Origin of the sequence: Desulfobotulus mexicanus (assembly GCF_006175995.1) — a bacterium.
GTDB classification, from domain to species: Bacteria; Desulfobacterota; Desulfobacteria; order Desulfobacterales; family ASO4-4; genus Desulfobotulus; species Desulfobotulus mexicanus.
The window spans coordinates 66,786-92,471 of sequence record NZ_VDMB01000007.1; the positions used below are offsets into that span (position 1 = coordinate 66,786).

Here is a 25,686-nt window from a genome sequence, read left to right on the forward strand (position 1 = left end):
AGACCATAGCTGTCAGGCAGATTGCACAGGCACCAGTAAACTACAGCCTCCCGGCCATGGAACCCGCATACCCCGTCAGTTCGGCATAGCCTTTTCCCGTCAGGGCTTTTCCCTTTCGGGTTCCTGAAACAAGGATGCTGCCCTCCCAGTAAATGACACTGCCGGGGCTGTCCTGCGGACGCATTTCCTGATCCTTAAGGGGCGTCTCAAAGTAAAGATCCAGATCCACAGAGGGCAGTTGTAATCGCCAGGCCACCGGATAAACAGCCCCGGATTCCGGGCTGCGCCAGGTGCTTTGAACAGATAATGCCACATCTTCCATGGGGATTGAAACACTTTTTCCTTCAGGGTCCACAAGGGTTCCGGAGTAAATCAGGGCAGAGCCGTCCTTTGCACGCACCTGAAAAAACATGAGATCATAAGCGTCGGAAAGATGAATGGAAAACCAGTCCCAGCCCACGGCATCGGGATCCAGAGGTTCCGATGAAAACTCATGATCCATCCAGGACAAACCTTCAAGCCCATACTTTTCTTCCCCCAGTATTATACTGCCACGGGTTTTCAGACGGGTGAAGGAATAATAACAACTGGCCCTCTCCGGAGCATTTCCCTTAAGGGAATAACCCCCATCGCCATGCAGTATAAGGGGTTTTTCAGGCTCAAGCTCAAAGGAAAAGGCAAAATCATGCTCCACAAGTGCAAGGTGCTGCTTTTTTTCCCCAAGGTTCATTTTCCACTCGCCCATATGGATAAAAAAGGCGGAATCCTCCATGCCCCATGAAACCATCCCCGGCTCAGGCCGCATCAGACGGCTGGCATGGAAATGTCTTCTGCCCTCCATATCGGAAACAGCCCCGTGGGCCATCCATATTTCTTCTGTCCGCCATGGGGAAGACTTTTCCGGCTGTGTAAAGCGACCCGGTGGCCCAAGGCGGGAACGGAAAAAGGTGAGCTGATAGCCAAAGTGCCGCCCCGTATCCGTCATGAGGTTGCCGGTGTAATACCACCATTCCGTCCGGAAATCCGGATGGGGACCATGATCTTTGGGAAAAACCAGCCCGCAGGGTCCGTCCACCCGGGGAAAATCCCCGGCGGAGACAAAGAAGGGAAAAATACAGAGCGAAAAAAAAACAAGAAGAAAAACCTTAAACTTTTTCATGAAGCTCCCTCCCGGAGGGCTTCCGCCGGAGACCCCCGCAGGGCAAGGGCCATGGCAGGGCCTGCCGCCAGCATTCCCGCAAGAAAAATCATCAGAATCCCTGCCAAAAGATTCATACCATCCAGAGCAAATAAAAAGGTCCAGCCAAAGGACTGTTTATTGATGCCATGGATAAGGAGATAAGAAAGCACAAAGCCGCAGGCAAGACCTGCCACAAGGGAGAAGGCCAGAAGCAGCCCTGCCTCCCAGCGTACCATGGACCGCACCTGAAAAGCAGAAGCCCCAAGGCTTCTCAGGGTCAGAAGCTCCACCCTTTCCACCATCACCCGCAGGGTCATGGTGGTGGCTATGCCAAGCCCTGCTATGCCAAGGGCCATGGCCAGAAGAACAAAGGTCACGGCAAAGGTTTCATCGAAAATATCCAGAACGGCATTTCTCAAAGAAAGACCTGCCACCACATCCACGCTGTCTCCGTAATCTTTTAGAAGCTGGTTTCTTAAAAGTTCAAGGGCAAGGTCCTTTTCCTGCCCTCCGTCACCGGAACTCTTATTATAGAAAAGGCGCATCCCTGAAATTTCCTGATTTCCCGTTTGATGCCTAAGAGCCTCCATGTCACAGAAAAGGGCAAGTGTCCGGGTACGAAAATCCCGGACAATGGCTTTTACCTCAAACTGCAGGAAAACTCCGTCCACATAAAAATCGAGTATCTGCCCCTTATCCAGTCCGTGGAGATGCAAAGCCGGTTCCGATACCAGAAGGGGAATGGGTCCATGGCCGGAATAAAAATATGCATCGGAAGAATTGCCGGTGACATCGAGAAAACCACCGTAGCGGGAAAGAATATCCATATCCATGGCTTCCAGATCAAAAACAAGGCCATTTTTTTCAAGTTTCACCCTGCGGTAACCCAAGGCATCCCATGACGGCAGTTTCTCTATTTGAGCCACAAGCTCTGCGGAAAGGGGATAGCGGTAATCATTTAACTCTGCCATTTTACTTCGGATGAAAAGATCCCCGCTGATACTCTGGTCTACCCAGAGACGCACGGTTTCACGGAAACTTGTAATCATCAGGGAAAGGGCCACAAAAAGGGCAACGGCCGTTGTCAGGGCACCTGCTGCCAGAGCAATACGGCCACCACTTTCCCGAAACTGCCTTGCCGCCAGAAAGGCAGAAACACCGAAACTGCGTCCCAGAAAAAGGGCCATGCCCGGCCCCAGACGGGCCAATACCCAGGGCAGAATCAAAGCCGTTCCGCCGAAAAGGGAAAAGGCTGCCAGATATCCGCCCATGGGCAGGCCATCCAGTGCAGGCAGTCCTGCAAAAAGGGGAACTGCGGCCAGAAGCCCAAAACCCGCCAGAACAGCAGGCTTTCCTGCACCGGGTTTTCTGACGGAAAAATCCCTTGCCGCCATGGCCCTTTTCGCTGATACGGACGTGGCCTGAAGTGCTGGATACAGGGCCGCGATGGCGGCCACAAAAAGAGTCAGCGCAAGGGTCAGCCAGAGATCCTTAAATCTAAAGGCATGGGCTGCCACACCCTTTCCAAAGAAAAGGGTCTCAAGGGTTTTTCCAACTCCATCCTGCAAAAAGGGATAAGCCAAGAGGGTAAGGGGCAGAGAAAAAAGCCAGCCCATGATCCCCAGCAGCAGACCTTCTGTAATAAAAAGCAAAAATATGGATGCCTTTGCAGCGCCCATGGCCCGGAGCATGGCCACCTCCCGGCTTCGGGATGCGGCATTGAGGGCCACCACGCTGTAAACAAGAAACATGCCCACAAAAAGAGAGACAAAACCCATCACCAGAAGATTCATGCGATAGGCCTTTACCATGGAAAGGCCAGTATCCCTGAAAACTGTGGCAGGCTGCATCTGTACCCCTGAAGGCAGCATGGCTTCCAGAGCCATTATATCCGCCCCTGCATGCAGCCTCAGATCCATGCGATCCACAAGGCCATAGCGGCCCGTACTTTCCTGAAAGGTGGCCATGTCGCAAAGAGCCAGCCCTCCGCCCTCGGCCAGAGCCAGCCCCTTTTCCTCCAGAATCCCTGCCACAAACATATCAGCGGGTTTTCCTCCGTGGAGAATCCGCAGACTGTCTCCATGGCCAAGATCCAGCCTTCGGGCAAGACTACGGGTCACAAGCATGGCACCGGGCCTTGTCACCAGTTCGGAAATTCCGCCAGAATCTTCTTCGGAAGACACAGGCTCCCACTGCCGAAAGGAGGTATCCAGAAAAGGATCCAGCCCCATGAGCAGAAAAGGGCGTTCTCCTTGCTTGTCTTGTCTGTCCGGCAGCACATAAACAGAAGAAAAGGGAGCCGCCGCAAGCACATCCGGATGATGCAGGAAATCCGCCATCAGCTCTTCCGGTATGCCTTCCGGTCCGGCGGTCAGGTGATAATCCGCCCGGCCCGTTACCTGTGTGACGGATGAGGAGAAACTCTCCCCTGCTCCGTCAATGGCCATGCGCACACTGGAAAATACGGAGGCTCCCAGAGCAATGGCCAGAAGGGCCGCAAAAGTTCTCAGTTTCTGCCGCAGCAGATGACGCAGAGAAATACGGAAAAGAAGAAAGAAAAAAAACTTCATGGCTTCATGCCCTGAATGGAGGTGGTGCGGGTATCCGTATAATGGGCGGCTCCTTTTACAAAAGAGGCCGCCGACGCCAAAGGATCAGGCCTTGCGTCAGAAACCCGTCCGTCCATCAGGTGAATTATATGGCTGGCAAAGGGATCTGCCATGTCACTGTGGGTAGCCATGACAAGGGTGGCCCCTTTTTTCACCAGATCCGACAGAAGAGCGATAACAGCCATGGCATTGCTTTCATCCAGATTGCCAGTAGGTTCGTCGGCCAGCAGCAGATCCGGTTCGTTCACAAGTGCCCTTGCTATGGCCACCCGCTGCATCTCACCGCCTGAAAGTTCCGCAGGCAGATGATGCATGCGCTGCCCCATGCCGAGGGATTTGAGAAGATCCCCTGCCCTTTTCTGTGCAGCCCCTTGTTTGCTTCCTGCCAGAAGCGAAGGAAGCATGACATTTTCCACGGCCCGCAAGGTGGGCAGAAGATTAAAGGACTGAAAAATAACCCCCACACCGTGACGGCGAAAGGTATCCAGATCCGGATTTTTTCCCGGAGACAGGTCATAATCCCCTACCCTCAGGCTGCCAGCATCCGGCCTGTCCAGACCGGCAAGCAGAGACAAAAGTGTGGTTTTTCCTGATCCGCTGCGTCCCTTCAGCAGTACAAAATTTCCCCGGTTCACGGTAAGATCCACATAATCCAGCGCTTTCAGCTCCACACCCTTTCTGCCATAAAAACGGCAGAGACCTGAAGCCAAAACCAGCGGCACCGGGTTTTCATACATGTCTTCCATGCTTCTGCTTTCAATGGCAGCATCCATATTATCTCCTTGTCCGGCAGCAAAGGATTGTTCAGCAATATCTTTGCTGGCTAAGGACCATAGCTGTCAGGCAAGTTCACAGGCACCCAGACAATTTGCCCGTGACGCAAAGCTGCTGAAATTACAATATCTGAATTGTAGAATAAAATATGCTGCATACTTAGGCAAATATTTATCTTTTAAAACCCCAACAGAGCAGCCCTCACTCATCCAAAGTACACACAAGGGCTTTCCAGTCATAGGAAAAGGCCTGAACACTGCCAGCGGGTTTTCCGGCAGCTTCTGCCATACGACCCAGCATGCCTTTAAAAATCAGATGATGAAAAGGAAGCAGGGCATACCAGTAAACAATGCCCAGCAGCCCTTTGGGAAGAAAGCGGGACATCTGCTGCAGTTCACAATGACCATCCCCAAGATCTTTCATACGAAATTCCAGCAGGGCTTCGCCGGGAAGACGCATCTCCGCCAGAAGCAGCAGGCGATCATGGGATTTCACATCAAGAACCCGCCAGAAATCCAGGGCATCCCCCACCAGAAGCTCCTCGGGGTGTCTGCGTCCCCGCCGCAGGCCCACGCCCCCTGTGATCTGATCCCAGCGTCCCCGGATACGCCAGAGAATATCCCCGTAATACCATCCATTTTTACCACCGATGGATGTCACCTTCTGCCAGATCTTTTCTGGATTTCCCCGGATTTTCACCTTGTAGCAGCAGTCCAGAATGGTGCCGCCGCTGTAGGAAGGGTCCGTACACTGCACCCATTCCGGTGGAAGGAGTTTTCCCGCATCGGACCAGCGGGTTTCCACCTCTTCCTGGGCCACCTTGCGGATGGCTTCACGGATGGCTTCCCTGCAGGACAGAAGCTTCTGGGGAATCAGCCCGGCAATGCGCATATCCCCGCAGACCACAGGATTTCGAAGACCTTCTGCAAGGGGCTTTGCTATACCTGCGGGAAGGGGACAGACCAGATGCACCCAGAAGGCTGAAAGGCCCGGAGTCTGAAAAGGTACGGGGATAATGATCCGCCTTTTCAATCCGGCCTCGTCCGCATAGAGCTGCATCAGATCCTGATAACTTAAGATGTCCGGACCGCCGATATCAAAGCTTTGCCCGCCCATATCCGGATGTACCATGGCCCCCACCAGATACTCCAGGGTATTGCGTATGCCGATGGGCTGGCAGGAGGTCCGTATCCACTTTGGGGTCAGCATAAAGGGCAGGCGATCCACCAGATAGCGCAGAATTTCAAAGGATGCACTTCCCGAACCCAGCACCATGGCGGCCCTAAGAACGGTGACCGGTGTTTTTCCGGAAGCAAGAATCCTTGCAACGGCATGCCTGCTTTTCAGGTGTGAACTGAGATGGGGATCCTTTTCATCCCCAAGGCCACTCAAATAGACGATCCGTTCCAAACCGGCCTTTTCCGCAGCCTGCACCATATTCTTTGCCGTTTTTTCTTCCCTTGCGGCAAAACCGGCCGAATCTCCCTCCATGGAATGTACCAGATACCAGGCACCGGAGCAGCCTTCGGCTGCCTTTTCCAGAGCCGGGCCATCCATAAGATCGCAGGCCACCAGCTCAACATTTGGATGATTGCTCCAGGGCCGGGCATGCATTTTTCTCAAAGATCTGGAAAGGGCCCGGACTTTGAATCCTCTGGACAGCAAAAGGGGCACCAGCCGCCCCCCTATATAACCCGTTGCCCCCGTAACCAGCAGAGGCCTTTCCGGAATTTCAAAATCCATGGATGCTCCTTTCATGAGAATAATAAGCCATGCTGCATCAAAAAAGGCGGGAGGTCCTGATAACCTTCCCGCCCACAGCTTTTATATAAATGCAAAAAAAATTATCCTGCAATGGAAACAGGGGCGTACCGCCCTATTTCTTCCATGGTCTTTTCATAACGCCCGCGCATATCCACATGGCCTTTTTCAATGCTATCCTTCACCGGTGCCCACTCCGCAGGGCACTCGAAACGCAGCTGATTGATACGGTCTTCCAGCTCCGCTACAATGATATGCAAATCTTCCACATTGGCAGTCACCTTTTCTTTATCCGCCGCAGACAGCCTGTCAAGCTTCCGGGTCAGATCGTACAATTTGGCTTTCCATGCGGTAAGTTCCATTTCTGTGCCTTTGCAATAGTCTTTTACATCCATGGCTGGCTCCTTTAAAGATAAGGATTGAAGGAAAGATCATCTGACGGGAAAATTATGGTTGCTCAACGGAACGGAACAACCTGAAGATAAATAGACTCTAAGGCATAAAATGCCGCAGGTAAAGATCAGGCAGAAAAAAATACAGCCCTTGATGCCTGATGACAGTCAAAAAGTCTTTTTCATCCGGACCCAAAAAGATCCAACCCCGCTTTTTCCAGTTTCCTCTCCACAAAGGGAAGAAGCTGATCCGTAATCCTTTCATAGCCCTTTGCATTGGGATGAATCCCGTCGGACTGGTTCATGGAGGGTTCACCAGCCACCCCTTCCAGAAAAAAAGGAATCAGCTCCACATCCCATTTTTTGGCAAGTCCCGGATACACCGCCTCAAACTCCTTCACATAGGCCGGACCCAGATTGAAAAACATCTGCATCCCCCCCAAAATAACTGGAATACCCGCAGCATCCATACGGCGCAGCACTTCATCCAGGTTTTTCTCCATGTCATCCACAGCAATACGACGCAGACCGTCATTGGCACCGCTGACAAGGATGACCAGATCCGGCCTCAGACGGCTGATAATCCAGTCCACCCGTGAAAGGGCACCCGCAGAGGTCTCACCGCTGACCCCTGCATTGATAACTTCAACGGGCCATCCCCTCTCCTGCAGAATCTGCTCCAGACGGGCAGGATAAGCCTCATTCGGCAGCACGCCAAGGCCTTCCGTCAGACTGTCTCCCATGGCAACGATGGTATACTCCGTTTTCATGGCCACTTTTCCAGCAACTTCCGCCTCTGGTTTACGGTCACAGCCCAGATTGAGCAGGAGCACACTGCAGACCAGACAGAAAAATACTTTTTTCATCAATTCTCTCCGCCTTTCATCCAATAATTTTCTACCTGCTCCGACCCCGTACGGCATCCGCAGGCCGTGTTCCCATTGAGGGCCATGCAGCCCCTGTCCCGAGAAGAACAATCACCAGCAGGGCCAGCACGGAACATCCGGAAAGAAGAAGAAACTCCGGGTTGAAATCCAGACCAAAGCCCTTCACCACCACAAAGCCCGCAAGGCCTTCTGCAATGAGAAAACCCAGACCCACGGCAAAAAGCCCCTGAATACCCGTTTCCAGCACCCCGGTCTCCAGAAGAAAGCGGTGGTCCGCTCCCACCACCCGAAGCAGGACAGCATCCCTTGCGCGATCCGCAGCCGTTGCCGCAAGGCCACCCAGCCACACAAGAATTCCCGCACCAAAGGCTACCATGGAAAAGGCCCGCAAAAGCCCTGCCATCTGCCGTGCAAGATCAGCATGTCGGTCTATCATCTCCCGAACATCAATAATACGGATATTACTGAACTGTTCCGCAAGGTTCCGCTCCAGTATTTCCTGATTTTTCCCGTCCGCAGACAGGGCCGCAAAAAGGGTATGGGGCGCATCCCCAAGATCCTTTTCCCTGAGGTTAAAAACAAAAAAGGGCCGCAGACTTCCATCCTGCCTTTTCCGCACACTGGTGATCACAGCTGTCATGGAGACCCCCTGTATGCGGAAAGTGATACGGTCTCCCACACGTAGGGGATAAGTCTCCCGTATATAATCCAGAATGGAAACCTGAGCTTCATCCAGATCATCTTGAAACAGGGTGTCTCCTTCCAGAAGGTCTTCATCCTCCATGGCACCGTGCCAGGTAAGGCTGAACTCCCTGCCAAGGTTATCTCCCCGTTTCTTTCTTTCCGCAGCAGCATCAATGGGCCTGTCATTCACAGCCATCACCCTCGCCCGCACCATGGGAAAGAACAGAGCTTTTGGCCCCAGAATTTCCTCCACAGCCTCCCTCTGGGATGGCTGAATGTCTATCACATAAAGATTGGGAGTATTTTCAGGAAAGGCATCGATAAACAACCTTGAGAGATTCCGCTCCATCAGCACCAGAGCCAGAACAAGTCCTGTGGCAATGGCCATGGAAACAACGGTGGCAACTGGCGTGGCCCCCGGCCGTTTCAACGCCTGCATAACCACCCTGTGCCTTGCGCCTCTGGCGGGAAACCGGGTGGCCAGCTGCACCAGAAACCAGGCTGCGGCGGCGGTGGCTCCCATGGAACCCATAAAAATCAGTACGGGTACACGGCTCCCCCCCGCCTCCTGTAACATACGGGCTGCCAGAACAAGAAGCCCTGCCACACCTGCCCAGAAAAGAATACGGGCAAGCCTTCCAGCTCTGCCGCTGTTTTCTCCCCGCTGCAGAATTCTCACGGGAGGTGTTGCCACCATACGGCTGAAGGGAAGAATGGAAAACAAAAGGGTGAATCCACCGCCCACCAGAAGGGTCAGCAGCAGGGTTTCAAAGGAAAAGCCGAAAACAAGACCCCTCGGCAGCATCTCCGCCATAAAAGAACCCATGGCAAGGGCCAGTGCCCAGCCTGCCAGCCAGCCCGCAAGAAGGGCAGGAATCACTATGGATGCAAGAAAAAGGGCCATGTGGCAGCCCACCTGAAAGGGCGTTGCCCCTAAGGTTTTCATCAGGGCCACACCCTTTTCCCTCTGCATCCACAAAGCCACAAGGCTGCCCCGTATGCCAAAGCCGGACAAAACAAGAATGCCAATACCGCAGAAGCGCAGATAATAAAACAGGGAGTCCATCCAGCGTAAAGCCCGGTTCCCCGTGTCCTCATAGGTACGCAGTTCCTCTGTTCCGTCAAGAAGAGCTGCAGACAGCCGGGCTTTCACAGCCCCTCTGTCACCCTCTTCTCCTAAAGCCACCAGAAGACGATACCGGACACGGCTCCCTGTAACGGCAAGGCCCGTAGCATCAAGATCTTTATGATGGATGAAAACCCGGGGTGCCAGCCCTGCCGCATCAATGGGACGATCCGGCTCCGACAAAACAATATCCTTTACGGTGAAAAAGGCATCTCCCAACTGCAGGCTGTCCCCTTCCTCAACCCCGAGACGGCGCAGTCCCGTGGCCTCTGCAATGAGAATTCCCGGTTGCAGTACCTCCCCGAGGCTTTGTTCCGATGCCAGCGACACCCTGCCATAAAAAGGGTAACCCTCTGAAACGGCCTTGACGGAAACAAGACCGGTACGGCCTTTATCGGGCAGGGCCATGGCAAGAAATTCAGTCACAAAGGCAGTGCGTATCCGCCCGCTTTCCTCCAGCTCCTTCACCGCAGCCATGGCACCATGGGAAAAGGAAAAGGCAGAGCGAATCTCCATATCCGATGCGATAAAGCTTCTGGCCTCCTGTTTCAGCATACGGTCTGCGGCCATGCGCAGATTCTCCACACCGGAAAAAGCGGCAACGGAAAGAAAAACACAGGCAAAAAACAAAAGAGCCGTTCCCGGAGCATGACGCCACTCCGAAGGAATACGGCCCAGCATCCTAAGCGCCGCTGTCATGGGCAACCTCCCCGTCGGCCAGGGTGATCACACGATCGGCCTGCTCCGCCACCTCGGCGCTGTGGGTAACCACCACAAGGGTGGCCCCTTCCTGCTCCTTCAGGTCCACCAGAAGCTGCATTACCCCATCCGCCGCCGCCGAATCCAGGTTCCCAGTGGGCTCATCGGCAAAGATGATTTTCGGCCGGTTCACCACGGCACGGCAGATGGCAACCCGCTGCTGCTCTCCACCGGAAAGCTGACGGGGCAGGTGTTTCCTCCTTTCCCAGAGTCCCACCTGCCGCAGAAGACTTTCTGCCCGTTCACGGGCATGGGAGCTTCCGGACAGCTCTGCGGGAAAGAGAACATTTTCCAAAGCCGTCATGCCGGGAATCAGGTGGAAATCCTGAAACACAAAACCGATTTTGCTATTTCTGAAGGCGGCCATGCGGGATTCAGGCCAGTCCGTGATATCGTCTTCATCCAGAATAAGACGCCCCCCCGTTGGCCTGTCCAGACCGGAAAGCAGGGTCAGAAGGGTAGTTTTGCCGGAACCGCTGCGCCCCTGAATGGCCGAAAAAGAAGCCGCTTTAATATGAAGATCCATGGGATGGATCACAGCAAGGGTACGTCCGTTCACCTGATAGGATTTTTCAAGGGCTTGGGCCCGGATCATACAGCCTCCATGGTATTTTAAAAAAAAGTAAATCCTTGCAGAGCAAGGACAGTTCATGGAAAAGTATGCACATTTTCAAAGAGAAACAACAGCAATTCAGCAAAAAAGGTGTCCGATGACAGAAAAAACCGCTTACCCGATCCCTGCCGTGGGAGCTGTGGTCTTCCATGAAAACAAAGTGCTTCTGGTCAAACGGGGCAAGGCTCCGGCTGCGGGATACTGGGCCATCCCCGGTGGGAAAATGCGCCTTGGAGAAGGCTATGGCGAGGCTGCGGAAAGGGAAATTTTTGAGGAAACGGGTATCCGAATCCGGGCGGGAGAGGTGGTCTGGGTTATGGATCTTGTGGAAAAGGACGATCAGGGCCGGATTATCTGGCACTATCTCATTGTGGATGTACTGGGTCACTACCTTGAAGGCGAACCCAGGGCCGGTGACGACGCAAGGGAGGCCGCATGGATTTCCGAAGAAGAACTTGAAAACCTCTGCGTATCACCGGATACCTTAAAAATGCTGGCAGAGGTTTTCGGGTTCGGAATCTCCGTCTGAGGCACCAGCCCCCTTTCACTCAGATCAGACGACCGAGGCTGCCCCTGTAAACCAGAGCCGTAAAGGCCACCCATGCCAAAAGGGCCAGTACAAGCATGGCAATGACAAAAACTATCATACGGAGATTCTGGGTTTCCGGCCTTTTTTCAGAATATCCCAAAGCAAAAGCCGCAAGAATCCCAGCCACAAGACCGCCGCCATGACCCCAGTTATTGATGCCTGGCATCAGAAAGCCGATGATCAGAAGACCGATAATCCAGCCTTGAGTATGCTGATACACCGCCTTTCCATGGAAGCCTCCCCTGCGTTTTCCATAGTAGAGAAGCGCTCCGATGAGACCGCATACCGCAGCCGAAGCCCCTATGGTCAGGCGCACGCCACCCACAAGGGAAAGGGCAAAACCAGCAACACTGGTAAGAAGATAAATGAGAAGCATCCTGAAAGGACCAAAAGCCCTTTCAGCAAGCTGTCCCACATGATAAAGGGCCGCCATGTTAAAAAGGATGTGGAGCAGGCTGCCATGGAGAAAGCCAGCCGTGATCAGGGTCCACCAGTTCCCCATCTGATAAACGGGAAAGGTTCCCGTAGCTCCCAGCATGAGAAGGCTTCGGGTATCCGGAGAAAGGGCGGCAAAGGGATTCATGGTCCACTTGGTTTCCGCAGGGTTAATGAGCAAAGATGCAAGGTATAAAATGGCATTCACCCAGATCAGTATGCGGATGATCTCCCCCGGCCTTCCCATGCGTGCAACAAGATTGGCAGGAAGCAGCGGATTACCGGGACGCTTCTGACCACACCAGGGACACTGATCCTGATCATGGCTCACCATTTTACCGCACTTCGGACACATCCGGGCCTTTGTATTTTTCATGGAGCCTCCTGAATATAATATTCCGGGCTTTAATCTGAATTTATATGCCGCAGCTTCTGCAGATCAGCCAGAAGAACCGGGACATCATCACGGATCACACTCCACAGGGTATCGTTATCTATGCCGAGATAGGCATGGATCAGCCTGTTGCGCAGTGCAATAACAAGACGCCATGGGATCTGCTGGTTTGCTTCTCTGACTTCCGCAGGAATATGTTTGGCCGCTTCACCTATCAACTCAAGGTTTCGTACTGTGGCATCATAATTTAAGCCGCTTGCTATAAAATCTGACTGCCCCATATTTTCTGTATAAAGCAGCACTTTCTCTGCAAACTCTATCATATCATCGATGTAAAATTTCCATTCCCTACGGACAGAATCAGACATTAACACGCTCCCGTTCAATGAATGGACGAAGTTCAGGGCGCAGGGCTTTTTCGGTGACAAGATCAACGGAGACCCCCAGTAAATCCTCAAGAAAAAACTGAACCCCGAAATAACGCTCCGAAGTTGCAGGGCCGTCAAAGGACACCATCACATCCACATCGCTTGTTGCGGATGATTCGTTCCTTGCCACAGAACCAAACAATGCCAGCCGGGTCACTCCAAAACGCTTTTCAAGGACGGGCTTGCTACGGACAAGAAGTGCAAGAATATAATCCTTTTCCATTCTTTTCATGTGGCCTCCTGTTTTTCTTTGCTGTCTTTTTCCGGCCTGCCCCCCAGCTGCCCGCATCCGGCCATCACTTCCCTGCCCCGGCTCCAGCGCTTTCTCACAAAAAGCCCCTTTTCATAAAGAAGGGCACCAAAGCGATGAATGTCTTTATCCTCTGTAGCGGGCCACCTGCCGCAGGTTCCGGGATTATAAGGAATGAGATTGATGCGCACCGGCAGGCCTTCTGCAAAATCCGCCAGCGCCATGGCATCTTCTCTGCTGTCATTCACACCGGGAATCAGCACATAGGCAAGGAGAATGGCCCCACCCGATGGCAGGGGATATTCAGCCAGCGTTTTTTTAAGCAGAGCCAGAGGAAAGGCCCGGTTCACGGGCATCAGCTCGCTGCGCAGATCATCGCTGGCTGCATTAAGGCTCAGGGAAAGGTGCAAGGGTCTCATGGATTCCATGGAAGCCAGCCTTTTGAAACCCGGCACAAGGCCCACTGTGGAAAGGGTCTGCCGCCGCAAAGGAATGTTAAGCCCACGCTGATCCGAGAGAATCTCCACTGCTTTGAGTACCGCATCCAGATTATCCATGGGCTCTCCCATTCCCATGTATACCACATTGCGGACGGGTCTTTGCAACTGGTATCGGGCAGCCATAACCTGCAAAACCATCTCTTCGGGCTGTAAGTTGCGGATAAGCCCCATGGTTCCCGTTTCGCAGAAAGCACAGCCCATGCGGCAGCCCACCTGGGTGGAAAGGCAGAGGGTCTCATGGCTTTCCATGGTAAGAATCACGGACTCAATGCGCAATCCGTCATCCAGAGCTGTGACAAACTTGAAGGAATCATCCGTTCCTGCCGTCTCCACAATACGGGCCTCGGGAACATCAAGGGACCCCTCTACCGCCAGCGCCAGTTTTTGAGATTTTTCAAAGGCCGGATGCAGGGCGAAATCACGGTTTCCCCTTCCCATCACCTCATGGTAGAGAGCCTTTGCATGGAAGGCACCTTTACCATGGCTGAGGCGCAGCCAGTTTTCCAGATCGGCGCAGGTCATGGAAAAAAGATTATGCATGGGCTGTCAGGCTTTCTGACCTTCAAGAAAATCCACGATCACACGGGTCAGAAACTCGGTGGCATCCATCTCCGTTTTCTCCGCCAGTTCCCTTGCCCCGTGCCAGAGACGCTTTTCAAGGGGAAAATGCACATAACGGAGTGCTTCTTCCTCGCTCATACCTGCGGCAGCCCTGGCCCTGGAGGGGATGGCTGCGGTTTTTTTGGGATCGGTTTTTTTTGCATAGGCATTGAGCACAAAATCCACCATATCATCAAGGTCCAGCCCGAAATTGGCCGAACGCTTCTGATACCACTTCACAAGATCTTCATTCAGATTCAGGGTTACTTCCATAGGTGACAATTCTCCATTTTTTTCTGAGTATTCAGGGTAGCAGGGCCTGATACAGATCTCAATATCACAATATTCTATGTAATTGTTCAGTACAATTTTCCATGAGCACAGGCACCAAGGCTATTTGCCCGTGACGCAATCTTATTCGGGAACTTCTTGTCCTGTGCGGAAGCTCTGATCCGAAACGATTGCAAAGTCACTTGCAAACAGCCAAGGTGCCTTGCAATAACAGCGAAGCTGCTGCAAATACAGCATTGGAGTTACAAAATAAACTGTGCTGAACAGCAACCCATGCCCTGTTAGGGTGTCTTATCGTAGAGTAACTTGTGCCGGATTCAAACTCATTTCGATCAGTGATGGATCACCACCCACCCACTAAGCAACAGAATTAAAACAAATAAACCACACCATTCAAATCAATCCATACAGAGGCCCACCCTTTGCGGCCAGCGCATCCACCCTTTTTTCAATGGCAGGCTCCGTCTCCAGGCCCGGTGCGTGGTGCCCCTTGATGCGGGCATCAATGAGAAGGGAACCGGTGCAGCCCCAGTGCTTGTTATGGATAAAGCTGCCTCCGCCATGCACATCCTTTGCCGGATCACTCCGGGTGAAGGTGACCCACAGCCAGTTTGCCTCCCGTTTCGCCACAAAATCCGCATCATCCACCAGAAGGATCAGGGGAAAGGCTTCCTTGAATTCAGTATCATTACCCAAAAGAGCCGCCAGTTCCTCAGCATCCCATGGTAAAGAACCGCCGGAAGCCCCACCGGACACGGCCAAAATGCCCGGCATGACAAGGGCCGCCCGGTCAAGGCCCAAGGGCAGAGACAGACCATCGGGCAGCCTTGTTCCCAGCCGCCGACGGACAGGACCACAGGCCGCCACCACCAGCTTGGAACCCTGATTGACCCCGTCTCCGGAATAATCAAGGGTATCCATGGTGGTCCGGGTATGAAAATGCAGATCCCTTGACCAGTCCACCCTTTCCAGAACATGGGTAAAAAAAGATGGAATATCATGGACATCCAGTTTGGGCGCATCTTCCTTTGCCACAATGAAGAGATACTTGGCAAGGGAGCAGTGGCCGAAACCGAGAATAGCCGAAGCCTGGGTGAGCAGCTCCATGGGCCTTGATGTATCAGGCTCAAAACGCTCATGGCCTATGGCCAGCAACAGAGGATGAACACCTGCCGCATCAACGGCATGGACAGCTGCTACACCGGGCAGAGAAACAGGCACCATGGGAGCTGTTATCTCATGGATAAGCTGACCGAAAACCGTATCTTCCGCAGGGGGCCTGCTGACCACCGTAAAGGGCCAGATGGCATTTTTCCGGTGAAAAACCCGCACATTCTCCAGATAGGGGAAATCATGGACAAGACTGTAATAGCCCAGATGGTCCCCAAAGGGGCCTTCGGGCTTTTTTCCTTCGGCCACATAGCCTGTGATACAGAAATCAGCATCCAGACTGATAATATGATCGCCCCTGCGGGCGTAGCGGAAGTTGCGTCCTCCAAGGGCACCGGCAAAAACCAGCTCCGAAAGGCCTTCGGGAAGGGGCATGACCGCAGCCAGAGTATGGGCCGGAGGACCACCTGCAAAAACGCTTACGGGAAGCCTTTTACCCATGGCAGCAGCCTTGGTATGGTGGATGCCTATGTCCCGGCGGATCTGATAATGCAGCCCCACCTCCTCATCCTGAATATAGTCATTTCCGGAAAGCTGCACCCTGTACATGCCAAGGTTGGTGGAAAAAATACCCGGCTTTTCAGGATCTTCACTCAAAACCTGGGGTAAAAGCACAAAGGGACCACCATCTTTGGGCCAGCATCGCACTGCGGGAAGGCTTGATATACGTGTTTGACAGGCTAAAACAGGCCCTGTTTTTTTCCGTATGGGAAGGGATGCCCCAAGGCTTCCCGGCAGGGAAAGGAGACGGGATGGCCGTTTCAGAAAAATGGCAGGATCTGCCTTGGCTTCCACCAGCGTACGTACCGCAGCAAGGGTATCCCTGAAAAGAAAGCGGGCCCTTTCAAGGGTGCCGAAAAGGTTGGAAACCGCAGGAAAAGGCGAGCCCTTCACCCTTTCATAAAAAATGGCTGGTCCTCCGGCTTCCTGTACCCTGCGGTGGATGGCCGCCATTTCAAGATCAGGGTCCACCTCTTCACGAATACGAACCAGATCCTTTTGTTTTTCCAGATCCCTCACAGCCTCTTCAAGGCTTGCATATCTCATGGGTTTTTTCCTTCTTTCATTTCAACCCTCTCCCTGAAACCAAAGCCCAGCCGATTGTCTCCATAGAGGACGTACTCCGGCATGAAACAAAAAAAGCGGTTGCCGAAGCGTTCACCGAACTGCACAGGATCATACATACCCGCACCGGCCATTTCCCGTATGAAGGAAAATTTTCTTAAATATCTGGCAAAGGCCGTTGCCGATCCGCTGCCACCGGGACGGATACTCCCTGTCATCTGCAAGCCCCTGATTTTTTTCCAGTGACCGCCATCATAATATACACTTGCCGAGGCCCGTCTCCCATCAAGGATATGCCGGGATGCGGGCGATGAAAAAAACCAAAAGGCTCCCCTGTAAAAAACATAATAAACAGGCGCTGCCCACGGGCCTTCGGGGCCTGAAGTCGCAAGGGTCATGACCTGGGATTCTCTGGCAAGCTCCCTGGCAAATCCGGTGAGATCCTCCCGTGACACCTCTTTATTTTTCTTTGGAAGCACCATGGGACTCCTGACCCTGACCTTGTTCCAATGTAACTTCAGCACATTTTTTCATGCAAGATTCTGTATTAATTTGAAAGTATTGGTTTCAACAAAAGGCAATCGGGCTGTTTGTGAGTGACATTGCAATCGTTTCGGATCAGAGCTTCGCAGGCCTGTGCGAAAGAAGCGGCAAACTGTCTGAGCCGCCACAAAGGCAGCGTGCTTAAGCCTGTCATAGTAATCAAAAAGCTTATCCTGCCTGTGGCGGGGAGTTTTTGCCGCTTCCGCACAGGGCTAGAAGATCCCGAATAAGATTGCGTCACGAACAAATGGTCCGGTTGTCTATGCACCTGATTACAGGCATTCGATTTACCAAATGAAAATTGTGCTGAATAATTATGTTCCAATTAAAAAGGGACGGCCCATAAGACCGCCCCTTTTCATGGCATACGTGGGATAGATGTCAAGATCTAACCCTGTTTTTTACCGCAGGACGGACAGAAAACAAAATCTTCCTGAACGGGCGCACCGCAGTCTTTACAACGGTTAGCGGAAACCGGTTCCAGCTCCACCAGAAGCTCGCCGTCTTTAACGGGGACCATTTTCCTGTCCACCTGATAACGGGCAGATTTAAGCACACGCTTCACCCGGCCATCTACGGTGGAAAGCACGGCTTTCTCCTGCTTCATGATGGAAATATTGAATATTTCCTCACCCGCCTTCACCATATCCCCCACATTCACATGGGTCACCCAGAGATCTCCGTTGGAAGGCGAAGAAATATGATAGGGATTATCGGAATCAGCCATTTCCATGCCAGCGGTGCCACCCCTCAGGGGTTCTGCCACCTTGACCACATGGGTCATTATTTCCGAATCAAGGTGATAACGGACCACAACATTGCCATCTTCATCGGGCAGGGAAAGATCCAGAATGGTCATTTCATGGGGCATGCCCCGACCGTCTTTAAAGGAGCATGAGCTGCCCTTTTCAATACCTTCAAACCAGACATCCAAAGGCAGATTGTTGGGATCTCCGTATTTCTCCTGGAAACGGATGGTCTTCAGGGCATCTCCGGGGTGGTTCAGGTAAAGGACCAGCTCTTCCTTCGTGGGTTCACGGTTCAAAGCCTTTGTCAAAGCCTCTTTTTCCAGATCAATATCCATGGGTTCCAGATGCTGCAAGGGAGAATCTTCCGTGCGCTTTTCCATGGACTTTTTATAATCCGGACCAAAGGCGGACTCATATACCCATTCTGCAGGGAAACCCAAGGGAAGCTTGCCGAATTTACCCAGAATCAAATCCCGGAAAGCGTCATTGGCCTCCTGATAAATCTCAAGTCTTGCCTTTTTCATTTCATCGGACAGGGCTTCTTCCGGTGTATTCACAACGGCTTCCAGCACATCGAGAAGCTTACGCACATTCTTTTCCCCGCCCCGCTTATAAGCACCGGTAACTGAAAGAAAAGCCGTGTTCCAGGTAATCTGGGAGCCGGGCGTAACGTCGTGGTAACGGACAATCTGACGGATACCCGCCAGATATTTAAGCATATAAGGCAGCAGATGGATGTAGCCCTGCTTCATGGCCCCTTCCTGGGAAGAACTGGTGGCCCCTCCGGGCATACCGTGCTGCACAACCTCATAATCCACACCCTGGAAATAGGGGGCTGTATAACGGTCATAATAGGGCATGATCTGCTTTAAAACAAAGCCAGCATCCCTCACCCTTTCCTTGTCCAGACAGATATCAAGGCCGTGTTCCTCTTCAATGAGGGCAGCCGTTGCAAGGGCATCACCCTGACCATACCAGCGAACGGATGCTCCGATGGCCACATCGAGAATGTGACACCCGGCTTCTGCTGCCGCAGAAAGGGCGGGAGAGAAAAGTCCGTCCGTACAGTGGCGGTGATAATGCAGCACCAGATCCGGATATTTTACCCTGAGCCTTTTTACCAGATCCCGGATCATGGATGGGGGGCAGACCCCTGCCATATCCTTTAGGCCAAGAATGATGATACGGCTGGCCTCTTCAAGGGAAACACCGGCAACATCGGCCACCATGACAAGAATTTCTTCCGTAACGCCAAGGTAGTGGTCCGCATCAAAACCCTTGGCATAGCTCATGGAAATGGCGGGCTGGAAAATCTTGTATTTTTTGGGCAGAACCACTTCCGCAAAGGGCCGCATGTTTTCTATGTGGTTCAGAAAGTCAAAGCAGCGGATGACATCATAATTTTCACAGATCATCTCGCCTGTGGTGTGCATGAGATTTTTGGGCTGGGGCTTGTAGCCCAGCACATTGGTGGAACGGATCAGGATCTGCTTTAAGGTATCCGGCGCAAAATCATTCCACTCATCGGCTTCCTTAAAGGGATAGGTCATGTTCCCCAGCATGGCCACATGGAAATGGGCACCACCGCCGTTTTCAAGGGAAAAGAAACCACATTTATCCAGAATGGGTCCGATGAGGCGGTCTTCTGCCAGACGGAAACGGTTGCCGGAGTTGGACTGGGTCTGATCCCTGCATGTGGTATCAGAAAAAAACACTTTCCCGGCAGTTCTCACATAATCAAGTATACTCTCCCTGCTCTGCCCCCTTCTCAGGGGAACATGGGCAACAGCATCCCTTTCCGGTGTAAAGGGAATAACCGGTGTGCAGGGACCAAGGCGCTTATCATGAAGCCCCCGGTATTTATCAAGGGAAAGGTACTCATTGTAACCCTTGGCGGAAATCTCTGCAATGAGTCGGGAAAGCCTGAGGGATTCAGGCTGCTGATCCACATAATCAAAGAGATCGGGATTTTTCTGCACAAACTTGGTGTCATAGTTGCCGGAAATGAATTCTTCACGCTCCAGCACAACCTTATAAAAGGGAATGGTGGTTTTAACACCGGAAATCATGCATTCTTTCAAGGCCCTGCGCATCTGTTCCACATTCTTGGACCAGGAAGATGCATAGGCAATGAGCAGAGAGGCTGCGGAATCATACTGGGAAGGAAATTCATAGCCCGCTGTAATACAGGAATCTATACGTATACCCTGACCACCCGGAGAGGTGTAACGGGTAATACGGCCCGCATTGGGAGAAAAGCCCTTTTTGGGATCTTCGCAGTTAATGCGCACCTGCATGGCATACTGGTGAGGCTTTGTGTTCTCTTCATTGAAACGCAAAGCACAGCCATAGGCAATGGCAATCTGTTCTTCCACCAGATCCACCCCATAGCGGCATTCGGTGATTCCATGCTCCACCTGAAGACGGGTGTTGGCTTCAATCAGGTAGGGGTTACCCTCCATGTCCACAAGAAATTCCACCGTGGCCAGAGAATAATAATCCACTGCCTTCACCAGTTTGATGGCATACTCCTTAAGGCGTGCCCTCAACTCTTCTGTCATTTTGGGCCAGGGAGACGGCGTGATTTCAATGAGCTTCTGGTGGTTACGCTGCACCGTGCAGTCCCGCTCATCAAAGGCAAAGACATTGCCGTATTTATCGGCAATGACCTGAATTTCTATGTGACGGACTTCAGAAAGCAGTCTTTCCACAAAAAGCCTTGGGTTACCAAAACTGGCTTCGGCCAGGGCTGAAGCCTTCACAAAACTGGACTCAAGATCCGCTTCGGAATAGACTTCATAAATACCTCTGCCACCGCCACCACCTTCGGCCTTGAGCATAATGGGGAAACCCAGCTTAACGGCAATTTCCCTTGCCTGAGGAATGCTTACTGCTCCCTCGGAACCGGGCACCACAGGAACCCCCACCTTCTGGGCCAGCGCCCGGACAGCCACCTTGTTACCCAGATCAAACATGGCCTTATGGGGAGGTCCGATGAAAATGAGACCCGCCTCCTCACATTTGGCAGGAAAGGAATCATCTTCAGCACCAAAGCCCCATCCCGGATGGATGGCTTCAATGCCTTCTTCTTTGGCTTTTTTTACAATACGGTCCAGATCCAGATAGGCTGTGGGATTTTCCCCCAGAAGCATCAGTTTTCTTGCACCGATGGCTGCGGGAGAGGTTTTATCAATGTCCGTTGCCGTTATGCAGGCCGTTGCCCCCAGCTCTGTGACAGCCCTGGCAATTCTGCGGGCAGGAATACCCCGGTTGGCAATGAGAATGCGGACATCATTGCCCGATTCCCGCCTTCGCCGGATTTCTGAACGGAACTCTTCAAAGGTTTGTGCACCCATGTCTGTTTCCTTTTCTGGCCTTATTTTAAATTTATGGATAATGGTCAGATTTAAAACGCCCCTGAACCGGTTCCCAAGAACCTGCCAAAGCTAAAAAAATCCTTCAGGTTTTTTAAATCCGACATAAACTATGCGGGACCGATGCTGCCTGAGTAAAAAATGATTTCCCCTTTTTCAGATAACAGGCGTAAACCGCCGTCTCCAGCAGGACCGATCAGAACAGCAGGAAAGCTCAGGCCTTCTGCCAGACCTTCCGACGGATAAACCATCACCGTCTGTCCTTTCCGCCACAACCAATGAGTCGAACCAGTCATTAAACCATAATCCGATATTTTTTCAATGCTTTTTGATAAAATTTCCCTGACAGCCCCCATGATATCCACCCATAAGTCCAGGGGATGGAAAAAAAATCCTTTTTCGTTCAGAGAGGTTGCGGCCATGGTGCTGTTTTTCCTTATTTCCCGGTCCGATGGAGCCGAAACAAGGTTTATGCCCATACCCGCAAGTACACAGTCCGGCCGGGAACGTATCAGCATCCCCCCCACCTTGCGCTCTTCAAGGATCAGATCATTGGGCCATTTGAGCAGAAGGGGCACCCCCTTCTGCCTAAAAACTTCAGTGAGAGCTGCCCCCAGCATCAGCGGCAGGCCTTCCACTGCGGAAAAAAAACCGGGCAGTTTCCAGACAAGGTGAAGATTGCCAACCGGTGAAATCCAGTGCCTTCCATATTGACCCACACCGGCACTCTGGCTCTCCGCCAGCACCGAATCCCAGTCCGAAAAAAGGCCCCTTTCCTCCAGCCAGAAGGCCACATCAAAGGCTGTGGAGCAATCTCCGCATACCCTTATAAGGGTTTCATCCGTACCGGATTTACCTGCCCGAACCCATCCTCCGGCATCTTCGGAGCCGGAGGGAGAAAACCCTGAGCTTTCATAAAAACTCCGGCCCAAAGGGCCAGCAAGGCCTTGCATCCCCTTCTGCCAGAAAAGAATATGGGGAGACTCTTTCATCAGGATTTACCGGCTGCCTTTGCCCAGGAATCCCTGAGGGTAACGGTACGATTGAGAACCGGACGCTCCCTTTGGCTCTCCGGATCCACGGCAAAATATCCCACCCTCTCCAACTGAAAGACCTCACCCGGAAGGGACTCGGCCATGGCTGGTTCCAGAAAGGCTTTTTTCTGCACAAAGGAATCCGGGTTCAGGGCATCGAGAAAGCTTTTTCCTTCGGGCATGTCATCGGGATCTTCCTTAGTGAAAAGCCGGTCATAGAGCCTTGCTTCGGCTTCCATAGCATGATTTTTGGATACCCAGTGGATGGTGGCCTTCACCTTCCGGCCATCCGGAGCATTACCCCCAAGGGTTTCCGGATCGTAAACCGCCCGGATTTCCAGCACCTCACCTGTCTCAGGATCTTTAACAATATCCTCACAGGTCACAAAATAGGCAAAACGCAGCCGGACTTCCCTGCCCGGAGAAAGGCGGAAGAATTTTTTGGGGGGATCTTCCATGAAATCCTCCCGCTCTATCCAGAGCTCACGGGAAAAGGGAACCTTCCTGCTGCCAAAGGCCGGATCTCCCGGATGATTAACCGCATCCAGCAACTCCACCTGCCCTTCCGGATAATTGGTGATAACAAGCTTCACCGGGTCCAGAACCCCCATGCGCCGGGGGGCCGAAGCATTGAGATGATCCCGGACACAGTATTCAAAAAGGGCCAGATCCACGGTGCTGTCCTTTTTTGCCACACCGATGCGCTCACAGAAATCCCGCAGGGCCGCAGCAGGCACGCCCCTTCTCCGAAGGCCTGACAGGGTGGGCATACGGGGATCATCCCAGCCATGCACATGCCCCTCTTTCACCAGCTGAATCAGCTTTCGCTTGCTTAAAACCGTATAGGAAAGATTCAGCCTTGCAAACTCATACTGCTTAGGCCTTGCCGGGGCATCAATGTTGTCCAGCACCCAGTCATAGATTTCCCGGTTATTCTCAAACTCTAAAGTGCAGATGGAATGGGTGATGCCTTCCAGAGCATCGGAAATGCAGTGGGTGAAATCATACATGGGATAGATGCACCATGCGTCCCCTGTACGGTGGTGATGCACTTTCCGGATACGGTAAATGGTTGGGTCCCGCATGAGAAAATTGGGGGATGCCATATCTATTTTAAGCCTGAGTACATGGCTGCCCTCATCAAATTCACCGGCCCGCATACGGGCAAAAAGATCGAGGTTTTCTTCCACACTTCTGTCCCGGTAGGGGCTGTTTTTCCCCGCTTCCGTAAGTGTCCCCCTGTAGCTTCGGGTTTCTTCTGCGGAAAGGGAGCAGACATAAGCCTTGCCACCACGGATGAGTTCCACTGCAAAACTATAAAGTTTTTCAAAATAATCGGAAGCATAAAACTCCCGGTCCTCCCAGTCAAAACCCAGCCAGCGCACATCTTCTTTGATGGCGTTGACATATTCCAGTGATTCCTTTTCAGGGTTGGTATCATCAAAGCGCAGATTGCATTTCCCTGAAAATTCTCCCGCCATACCAAAATTCAGACAGATGGATTTCGCATGGCCCATGTGCAGGTATCCGTTAGGCTCCGGAGGAAAACGGGTATGCACCCGGCCCTTATGGGTATCTGCTTCAAGGTCTGCCTTGATGATATTGCGGATAAAGTGGGAAGGTGCTGCATTTTCTACTGTACTCATGGTATCCTTTCAGGGCATCTAAGCCCGATGCTGGCAGTCCGTCACGGAGGCACAAAAATCCCGTGTGCTTCTTAAAAACAACCTCTAATCTTCAGTACCATTTTCGTTTGGCAGCGGCTACAGCTGTCAGTCAGGTGTACAGGCACCCAGCCATTTACCCGTGACGCAATCCTAAACCATTGCAATGCCACTCACAAACAGCCCGATTGTCTTTTACTAAAACCAAGGCTTTAAAATTAACACACAATTTTTCAAGGAAAAAACATGCATTTTTGTTTAGGCTCCCTCAACCCCGTGAAAAAAGAAGCCCTGATTCAGGCCCTGAAAGAATCAGGCCGCTTTTCCTCCGTCCATGTGAGCTGTGAAAATGCTCCCTCCGGTGTACCGGATCAGCCAAAGGGCTTTGAAAGCACCCTCACAGGTGCCAGAAACCGGGCAAAGGCCGTATGGCATGAAGGCATTTTTATGGGTGTGGGCATTGAATCGGGCATTGTGCCCGTTCCCCTGACCCGCACGGGCTTCATGAACCTTACGGCCTGCGTATTCTACAATGGCCGGGAGTATTTCACGGGCCTTGGTCCAGCCTTTGAACTGCCCACCAAAATCAGCCGCCTTGTCACCGAAGAAGGAATGGAACTGGATGCGGCGGTGCAGGCAGCAGGCTTCAGCAAAAACCCCCGCATCGGTTACAGCGAAGGGCTGATCGGTATTCTTACCGGCAATGCCGTCACCCGCATGGATTATACCAAACCCTCCATACATATGGCACTGGCGGCGCTTTGCTGAGATCCATTCCGCAATTACCAGTGCCAGAGACTGACTCCCTATGCCCAAAACTGGGCAGGCACAGGGGCCTGCCCCTACAAAACCCTATCCACTTTCAACTATACTTATGGGTAAGAAAGGGGCCGGGAAAATAGCCTAAGGCTCCACCTTACGTTTTCCCTGCTTGTGGGCACCTTCGGGGAAACGTTTTTCTATGATGGCTATCACCTCTTCGGCACTGGATTCAATGGGCTTGTTGCTCACATTGATGGTGGAAAAACCATGGCGACGATAAAGCTCCCGTACGGCATCCACTTCCCGGTACACCTCCTTCACCCCGGAGTAAGCCATGTCATCGGTGAGCCCCAGCCGCTTTCTGCGAATCTGCCTGTGGGCGGCCAACTGTTCCGGGTCAATATAAAGGGCCACAATGCGTTTGCGGTTGATGGCCATCAGCTCGGAAGGCAGAGGGATGCCTATCACAATGGGTATATTGGCCACCTTCCAGCCATGGACGGAAAGGTACATGCTCAAAGGCGTTTTGCCGGAACGGGAAAGACCTACCAGCACAATTTCCGCCTTCCCCAGATCCTGTGGATTCAGCCCGTCATCATGGGCAACGGCAAACTCAATGGCCGTGACCCTGTTCATGTTCACCTGATTGAACTTGCGGTAGCGTCCCGGCTCGCACAGGGGGGCATCCCCGAAGTTCTGCTGCATCATATCCAGCACAGGTCCCATGAAATCCACACAGGGAATATCCATCTGCTCACATTCACAGACAAGAAGTTCCCTCAGCCCCGGATCCACAATGGTATGGGCCACAACGCCCTTTTCCTCGGCCACCCTCTCAAGGGTTTCATGGATCTGATGGGCATCATGTACATGGGGAACACGCACAACCTTGCTCCGCACCCCGGGAAACTGCACCAGTGCGGAACGTACCATCTGCTCTCCATTGATTCCCTGCCCACAGGACAGCACATAAACAGGGGCCCCCTGCCGGGTCATGGTCGTAAGTTCTCCACCTGACATGGAATATCCTTTCAAGTATATTTTAAATTTTTA

The 25,686-nt window shown here is 52.5% G+C and carries 21 protein-coding genes; 2 read left to right on the forward strand and 19 right to left on the reverse strand.

All coding sequences use genetic code 11. The features are described from left to right. Positions 1 to 40: 40 nt before the first annotated feature. From FIM25_RS07305 to FIM25_RS07340, 8 genes are all read right to left on the reverse strand, one after another. Positions 41 to 1,159 carry a lipocalin-like domain-containing protein gene (locus tag FIM25_RS07305; RefSeq protein WP_139447804.1) on the reverse strand — a complete coding sequence of 373 codons (1,119 nt, stop codon included), beginning with the start codon at positions 1,157 to 1,159 and terminating at the stop codon, positions 41 to 43. Continuing rightward, positions 1,156 to 3,750, reverse strand: a complete 2,595-nt coding sequence (locus FIM25_RS07310; RefSeq protein WP_139447806.1) for an FtsX-like permease family protein — start codon at positions 3,748 to 3,750, stop codon at positions 1,156 to 1,158. The genes FIM25_RS07305 and FIM25_RS07310 overlap by 4 nt, the downstream gene beginning before the upstream one ends. Then, positions 3,747 to 4,562 carry an ABC transporter ATP-binding protein gene (locus FIM25_RS07315; protein WP_139447807.1) on the reverse strand — a complete coding sequence of 272 codons (816 nt, stop codon included), beginning with the start codon at positions 4,560 to 4,562 and terminating at the stop codon, positions 3,747 to 3,749. The genes FIM25_RS07310 and FIM25_RS07315 overlap by 4 nt, the downstream gene beginning before the upstream one ends. Positions 4,563 to 4,764: 202 nt before the next feature. After that, on the reverse strand, positions 4,765 to 6,306 hold the full coding sequence (locus FIM25_RS07320; protein WP_139447809.1) for an SDR family oxidoreductase: 1,542 nt from the start codon (positions 6,304 to 6,306) through the stop codon (positions 4,765 to 4,767). Positions 6,307 to 6,407: 101 nt separating this feature from the next. Beyond that, a complete protein-coding gene (locus FIM25_RS07325) occupies positions 6,408 to 6,719 on the reverse strand; it encodes a hypothetical protein (protein WP_139447810.1) in 312 nt (103 codons plus the stop codon). Positions 6,720 to 6,898: 179 nt separating this feature from the next. Next, positions 6,899 to 7,582 carry an arylesterase gene (locus FIM25_RS07330; RefSeq protein WP_179953235.1) on the reverse strand — a complete coding sequence of 228 codons (684 nt, stop codon included), beginning with the start codon at positions 7,580 to 7,582 and terminating at the stop codon, positions 6,899 to 6,901. A gap of 31 nt (positions 7,583 to 7,613) precedes the next feature. Next, on the reverse strand, positions 7,614 to 10,112 hold the full coding sequence (locus tag FIM25_RS07335) for an ABC transporter permease (RefSeq protein WP_139447814.1): 2,499 nt from the start codon (positions 10,110 to 10,112) through the stop codon (positions 7,614 to 7,616). Continuing rightward, positions 10,096 to 10,767, reverse strand: coding sequence for an ABC transporter ATP-binding protein (locus FIM25_RS07340; RefSeq protein ID WP_139447815.1), 672 nt, complete (start codon positions 10,765 to 10,767; stop codon positions 10,096 to 10,098). The genes FIM25_RS07335 and FIM25_RS07340 overlap by 17 nt, the downstream gene beginning before the upstream one ends. Positions 10,768 to 10,882: 115 nt before the next feature. Here FIM25_RS07340 and FIM25_RS07345 point away from each other — a divergent pair, with 115 nt between their 5' ends. Further along, positions 10,883 to 11,314, forward strand: a complete 432-nt coding sequence (locus FIM25_RS07345) for an NUDIX hydrolase (protein ID WP_139447816.1) — start codon at positions 10,883 to 10,885, stop codon at positions 11,312 to 11,314. Between the two features lie 19 nt (positions 11,315 to 11,333). Here FIM25_RS07345 and FIM25_RS07350 read toward each other — a convergent pair whose 3' ends face one another. The 10 genes from FIM25_RS07350 to FIM25_RS07395 form a co-directional block, all read right to left on the reverse strand. Continuing rightward, a complete protein-coding gene (locus FIM25_RS07350; RefSeq protein WP_246052074.1) occupies positions 11,334 to 12,185 on the reverse strand; it encodes a rhomboid family intramembrane serine protease in 852 nt (283 codons plus the stop codon). 29 nt (positions 12,186 to 12,214) lie between these two features. After that, on the reverse strand, positions 12,215 to 12,571 hold the full coding sequence (locus FIM25_RS07355; protein ID WP_139447817.1) for a HepT-like ribonuclease domain-containing protein: 357 nt from the start codon (positions 12,569 to 12,571) through the stop codon (positions 12,215 to 12,217). Continuing rightward, entirely contained in the window at positions 12,564 to 12,863 is a 300-nt protein-coding gene (locus tag FIM25_RS07360; protein ID WP_246052076.1) for a nucleotidyltransferase family protein, read from the reverse strand. Before FIM25_RS07360 ends, FIM25_RS07355 begins: the two co-directional genes overlap by 8 nt. Further along, a complete protein-coding gene (gene rlmN, locus FIM25_RS07365; protein WP_139447819.1) occupies positions 12,860 to 13,921 on the reverse strand; it encodes a 23S rRNA (adenine(2503)-C(2))-methyltransferase RlmN in 1,062 nt (353 codons plus the stop codon). Before rlmN ends, FIM25_RS07360 begins: the two co-directional genes overlap by 4 nt. A gap of 6 nt (positions 13,922 to 13,927) precedes the next feature. Beyond that, positions 13,928 to 14,254, reverse strand: a complete 327-nt coding sequence (locus FIM25_RS07370) for a hypothetical protein (protein WP_139447821.1) — start codon at positions 14,252 to 14,254, stop codon at positions 13,928 to 13,930. Positions 14,255 to 14,665: 411 nt separating this feature from the next. Then, a complete protein-coding gene (locus FIM25_RS07375; RefSeq protein WP_139447823.1) occupies positions 14,666 to 16,489 on the reverse strand; it encodes a UbiD family decarboxylase in 1,824 nt (607 codons plus the stop codon). Next, positions 16,486 to 16,989 (reverse strand): pyridoxamine 5'-phosphate oxidase family protein, encoded by a 504-nt coding sequence (locus tag FIM25_RS07380; RefSeq protein WP_179953236.1) that lies wholly within the window; start codon positions 16,987 to 16,989, stop codon positions 16,486 to 16,488. The genes FIM25_RS07375 and FIM25_RS07380 overlap by 4 nt, the downstream gene beginning before the upstream one ends. Positions 16,990 to 17,438: 449 nt before the next feature. After that, the gene (locus tag FIM25_RS07385) at positions 17,439 to 21,155 is read right to left on the reverse strand and encodes a pyruvate carboxylase (protein ID WP_139447827.1); all 3,717 of its coding nucleotides are present in this window, start codon (positions 21,153 to 21,155) and stop codon (positions 17,439 to 17,441) included. A 128-nt stretch (positions 21,156 to 21,283) separates the two neighbouring features. Then, positions 21,284 to 22,165, reverse strand: coding sequence for a biotin--[acetyl-CoA-carboxylase] ligase (locus tag FIM25_RS07390; RefSeq protein WP_139447829.1), 882 nt, complete (start codon positions 22,163 to 22,165; stop codon positions 21,284 to 21,286). Beyond that, a complete protein-coding gene (locus FIM25_RS07395) occupies positions 22,165 to 23,853 on the reverse strand; it encodes a glutamine--tRNA ligase/YqeY domain fusion protein (RefSeq protein ID WP_139447831.1) in 1,689 nt (562 codons plus the stop codon). Before FIM25_RS07395 ends, FIM25_RS07390 begins: the two co-directional genes overlap by 1 nt. 264 nt (positions 23,854 to 24,117) lie before the next feature. Between FIM25_RS07395 and FIM25_RS07400 the strand changes: the two genes are divergently transcribed. After that, complete coding sequence (locus FIM25_RS07400; RefSeq protein WP_139447833.1) at positions 24,118 to 24,639, forward strand: inosine/xanthosine triphosphatase; 522 nt, start codon at positions 24,118 to 24,120, stop codon at positions 24,637 to 24,639. A 135-nt stretch (positions 24,640 to 24,774) separates the two neighbouring features. Here the strand turns inward: FIM25_RS07400 and FIM25_RS07405 are convergent, their stop codons facing one another. After that, complete coding sequence (locus FIM25_RS07405; RefSeq protein WP_246052079.1) at positions 24,775 to 25,653, reverse strand: pyruvate, water dikinase regulatory protein; 879 nt, start codon at positions 25,651 to 25,653, stop codon at positions 24,775 to 24,777. Positions 25,654 to 25,686: the final 33 nt, after the last annotated feature.

Bases quoted from the DNA above. Each gene is read 5' to 3' on its own strand.
- FIM25_RS07305 (WP_139447804.1), bottom strand. From the start codon at position 1,159: ATGAAAAAGTTTAAGGTTTTTCTTCTTGTTTTTTTTTCGCTCTGTATT.
- FIM25_RS07310 (WP_139447806.1), bottom strand. From the start codon at position 3,750: ATGAAGTTTTTTTTCTTTCTTCTTTTCCGTATTTCTCTGCGTCATCTG.
- FIM25_RS07315 (WP_139447807.1), bottom strand. From the start codon at position 4,562: ATGGATGCTGCCATTGAAAGCAGAAGCATGGAAGACATGTATGAAAAC.
- FIM25_RS07320 (WP_139447809.1), bottom strand. From the start codon at position 6,306: ATGGATTTTGAAATTCCGGAAAGGCCTCTGCTGGTTACGGGGGCAACG.
- FIM25_RS07325 (WP_139447810.1), bottom strand. From the start codon at position 6,719: ATGGATGTAAAAGACTATTGCAAAGGCACAGAAATGGAACTTACCGCA.
- FIM25_RS07330 (WP_179953235.1), bottom strand. From the start codon at position 7,582: ATGAAAAAAGTATTTTTCTGTCTGGTCTGCAGTGTGCTCCTGCTCAAT.
- FIM25_RS07335 (WP_139447814.1), bottom strand. From the start codon at position 10,112: ATGACAGCGGCGCTTAGGATGCTGGGCCGTATTCCTTCGGAGTGGCGT.
- FIM25_RS07340 (WP_139447815.1), bottom strand. From the start codon at position 10,767: ATGATCCGGGCCCAAGCCCTTGAAAAATCCTATCAGGTGAACGGACGT.
- FIM25_RS07345 (WP_139447816.1), top strand. From the start codon at position 10,883: ATGACAGAAAAAACCGCTTACCCGATCCCTGCCGTGGGAGCTGTGGTC.
- FIM25_RS07350 (WP_246052074.1), bottom strand. From the start codon at position 12,185: ATGAAAAATACAAAGGCCCGGATGTGTCCGAAGTGCGGTAAAATGGTG.
- FIM25_RS07355 (WP_139447817.1), bottom strand. From the start codon at position 12,571: ATGTCTGATTCTGTCCGTAGGGAATGGAAATTTTACATCGATGATATG.
- FIM25_RS07360 (WP_246052076.1), bottom strand. From the start codon at position 12,863: ATGAAAAGAATGGAAAAGGATTATATTCTTGCACTTCTTGTCCGTAGC.
- rlmN (WP_139447819.1), bottom strand. From the start codon at position 13,921: ATGCATAATCTTTTTTCCATGACCTGCGCCGATCTGGAAAACTGGCTG.
- FIM25_RS07370 (WP_139447821.1), bottom strand. From the start codon at position 14,254: ATGGAAGTAACCCTGAATCTGAATGAAGATCTTGTGAAGTGGTATCAG.
- FIM25_RS07375 (WP_139447823.1), bottom strand. From the start codon at position 16,489: ATGAGATATGCAAGCCTTGAAGAGGCTGTGAGGGATCTGGAAAAACAA.
- FIM25_RS07380 (WP_179953236.1), bottom strand. From the start codon at position 16,989: ATGGTGCTTCCAAAGAAAAATAAAGAGGTGTCACGGGAGGATCTCACC.
- FIM25_RS07385 (WP_139447827.1), bottom strand. From the start codon at position 21,155: ATGGGTGCACAAACCTTTGAAGAGTTCCGTTCAGAAATCCGGCGAAGG.
- FIM25_RS07390 (WP_139447829.1), bottom strand. From the start codon at position 22,165: ATGAAAGAGTCTCCCCATATTCTTTTCTGGCAGAAGGGGATGCAAGGC.
- FIM25_RS07395 (WP_139447831.1), bottom strand. From the start codon at position 23,853: ATGAGTACAGTAGAAAATGCAGCACCTTCCCACTTTATCCGCAATATC.
- FIM25_RS07400 (WP_139447833.1), top strand. From the start codon at position 24,118: ATGCATTTTTGTTTAGGCTCCCTCAACCCCGTGAAAAAAGAAGCCCTG.
- FIM25_RS07405 (WP_246052079.1), bottom strand. From the start codon at position 25,653: ATGTCAGGTGGAGAACTTACGACCATGACCCGGCAGGGGGCCCCTGTT.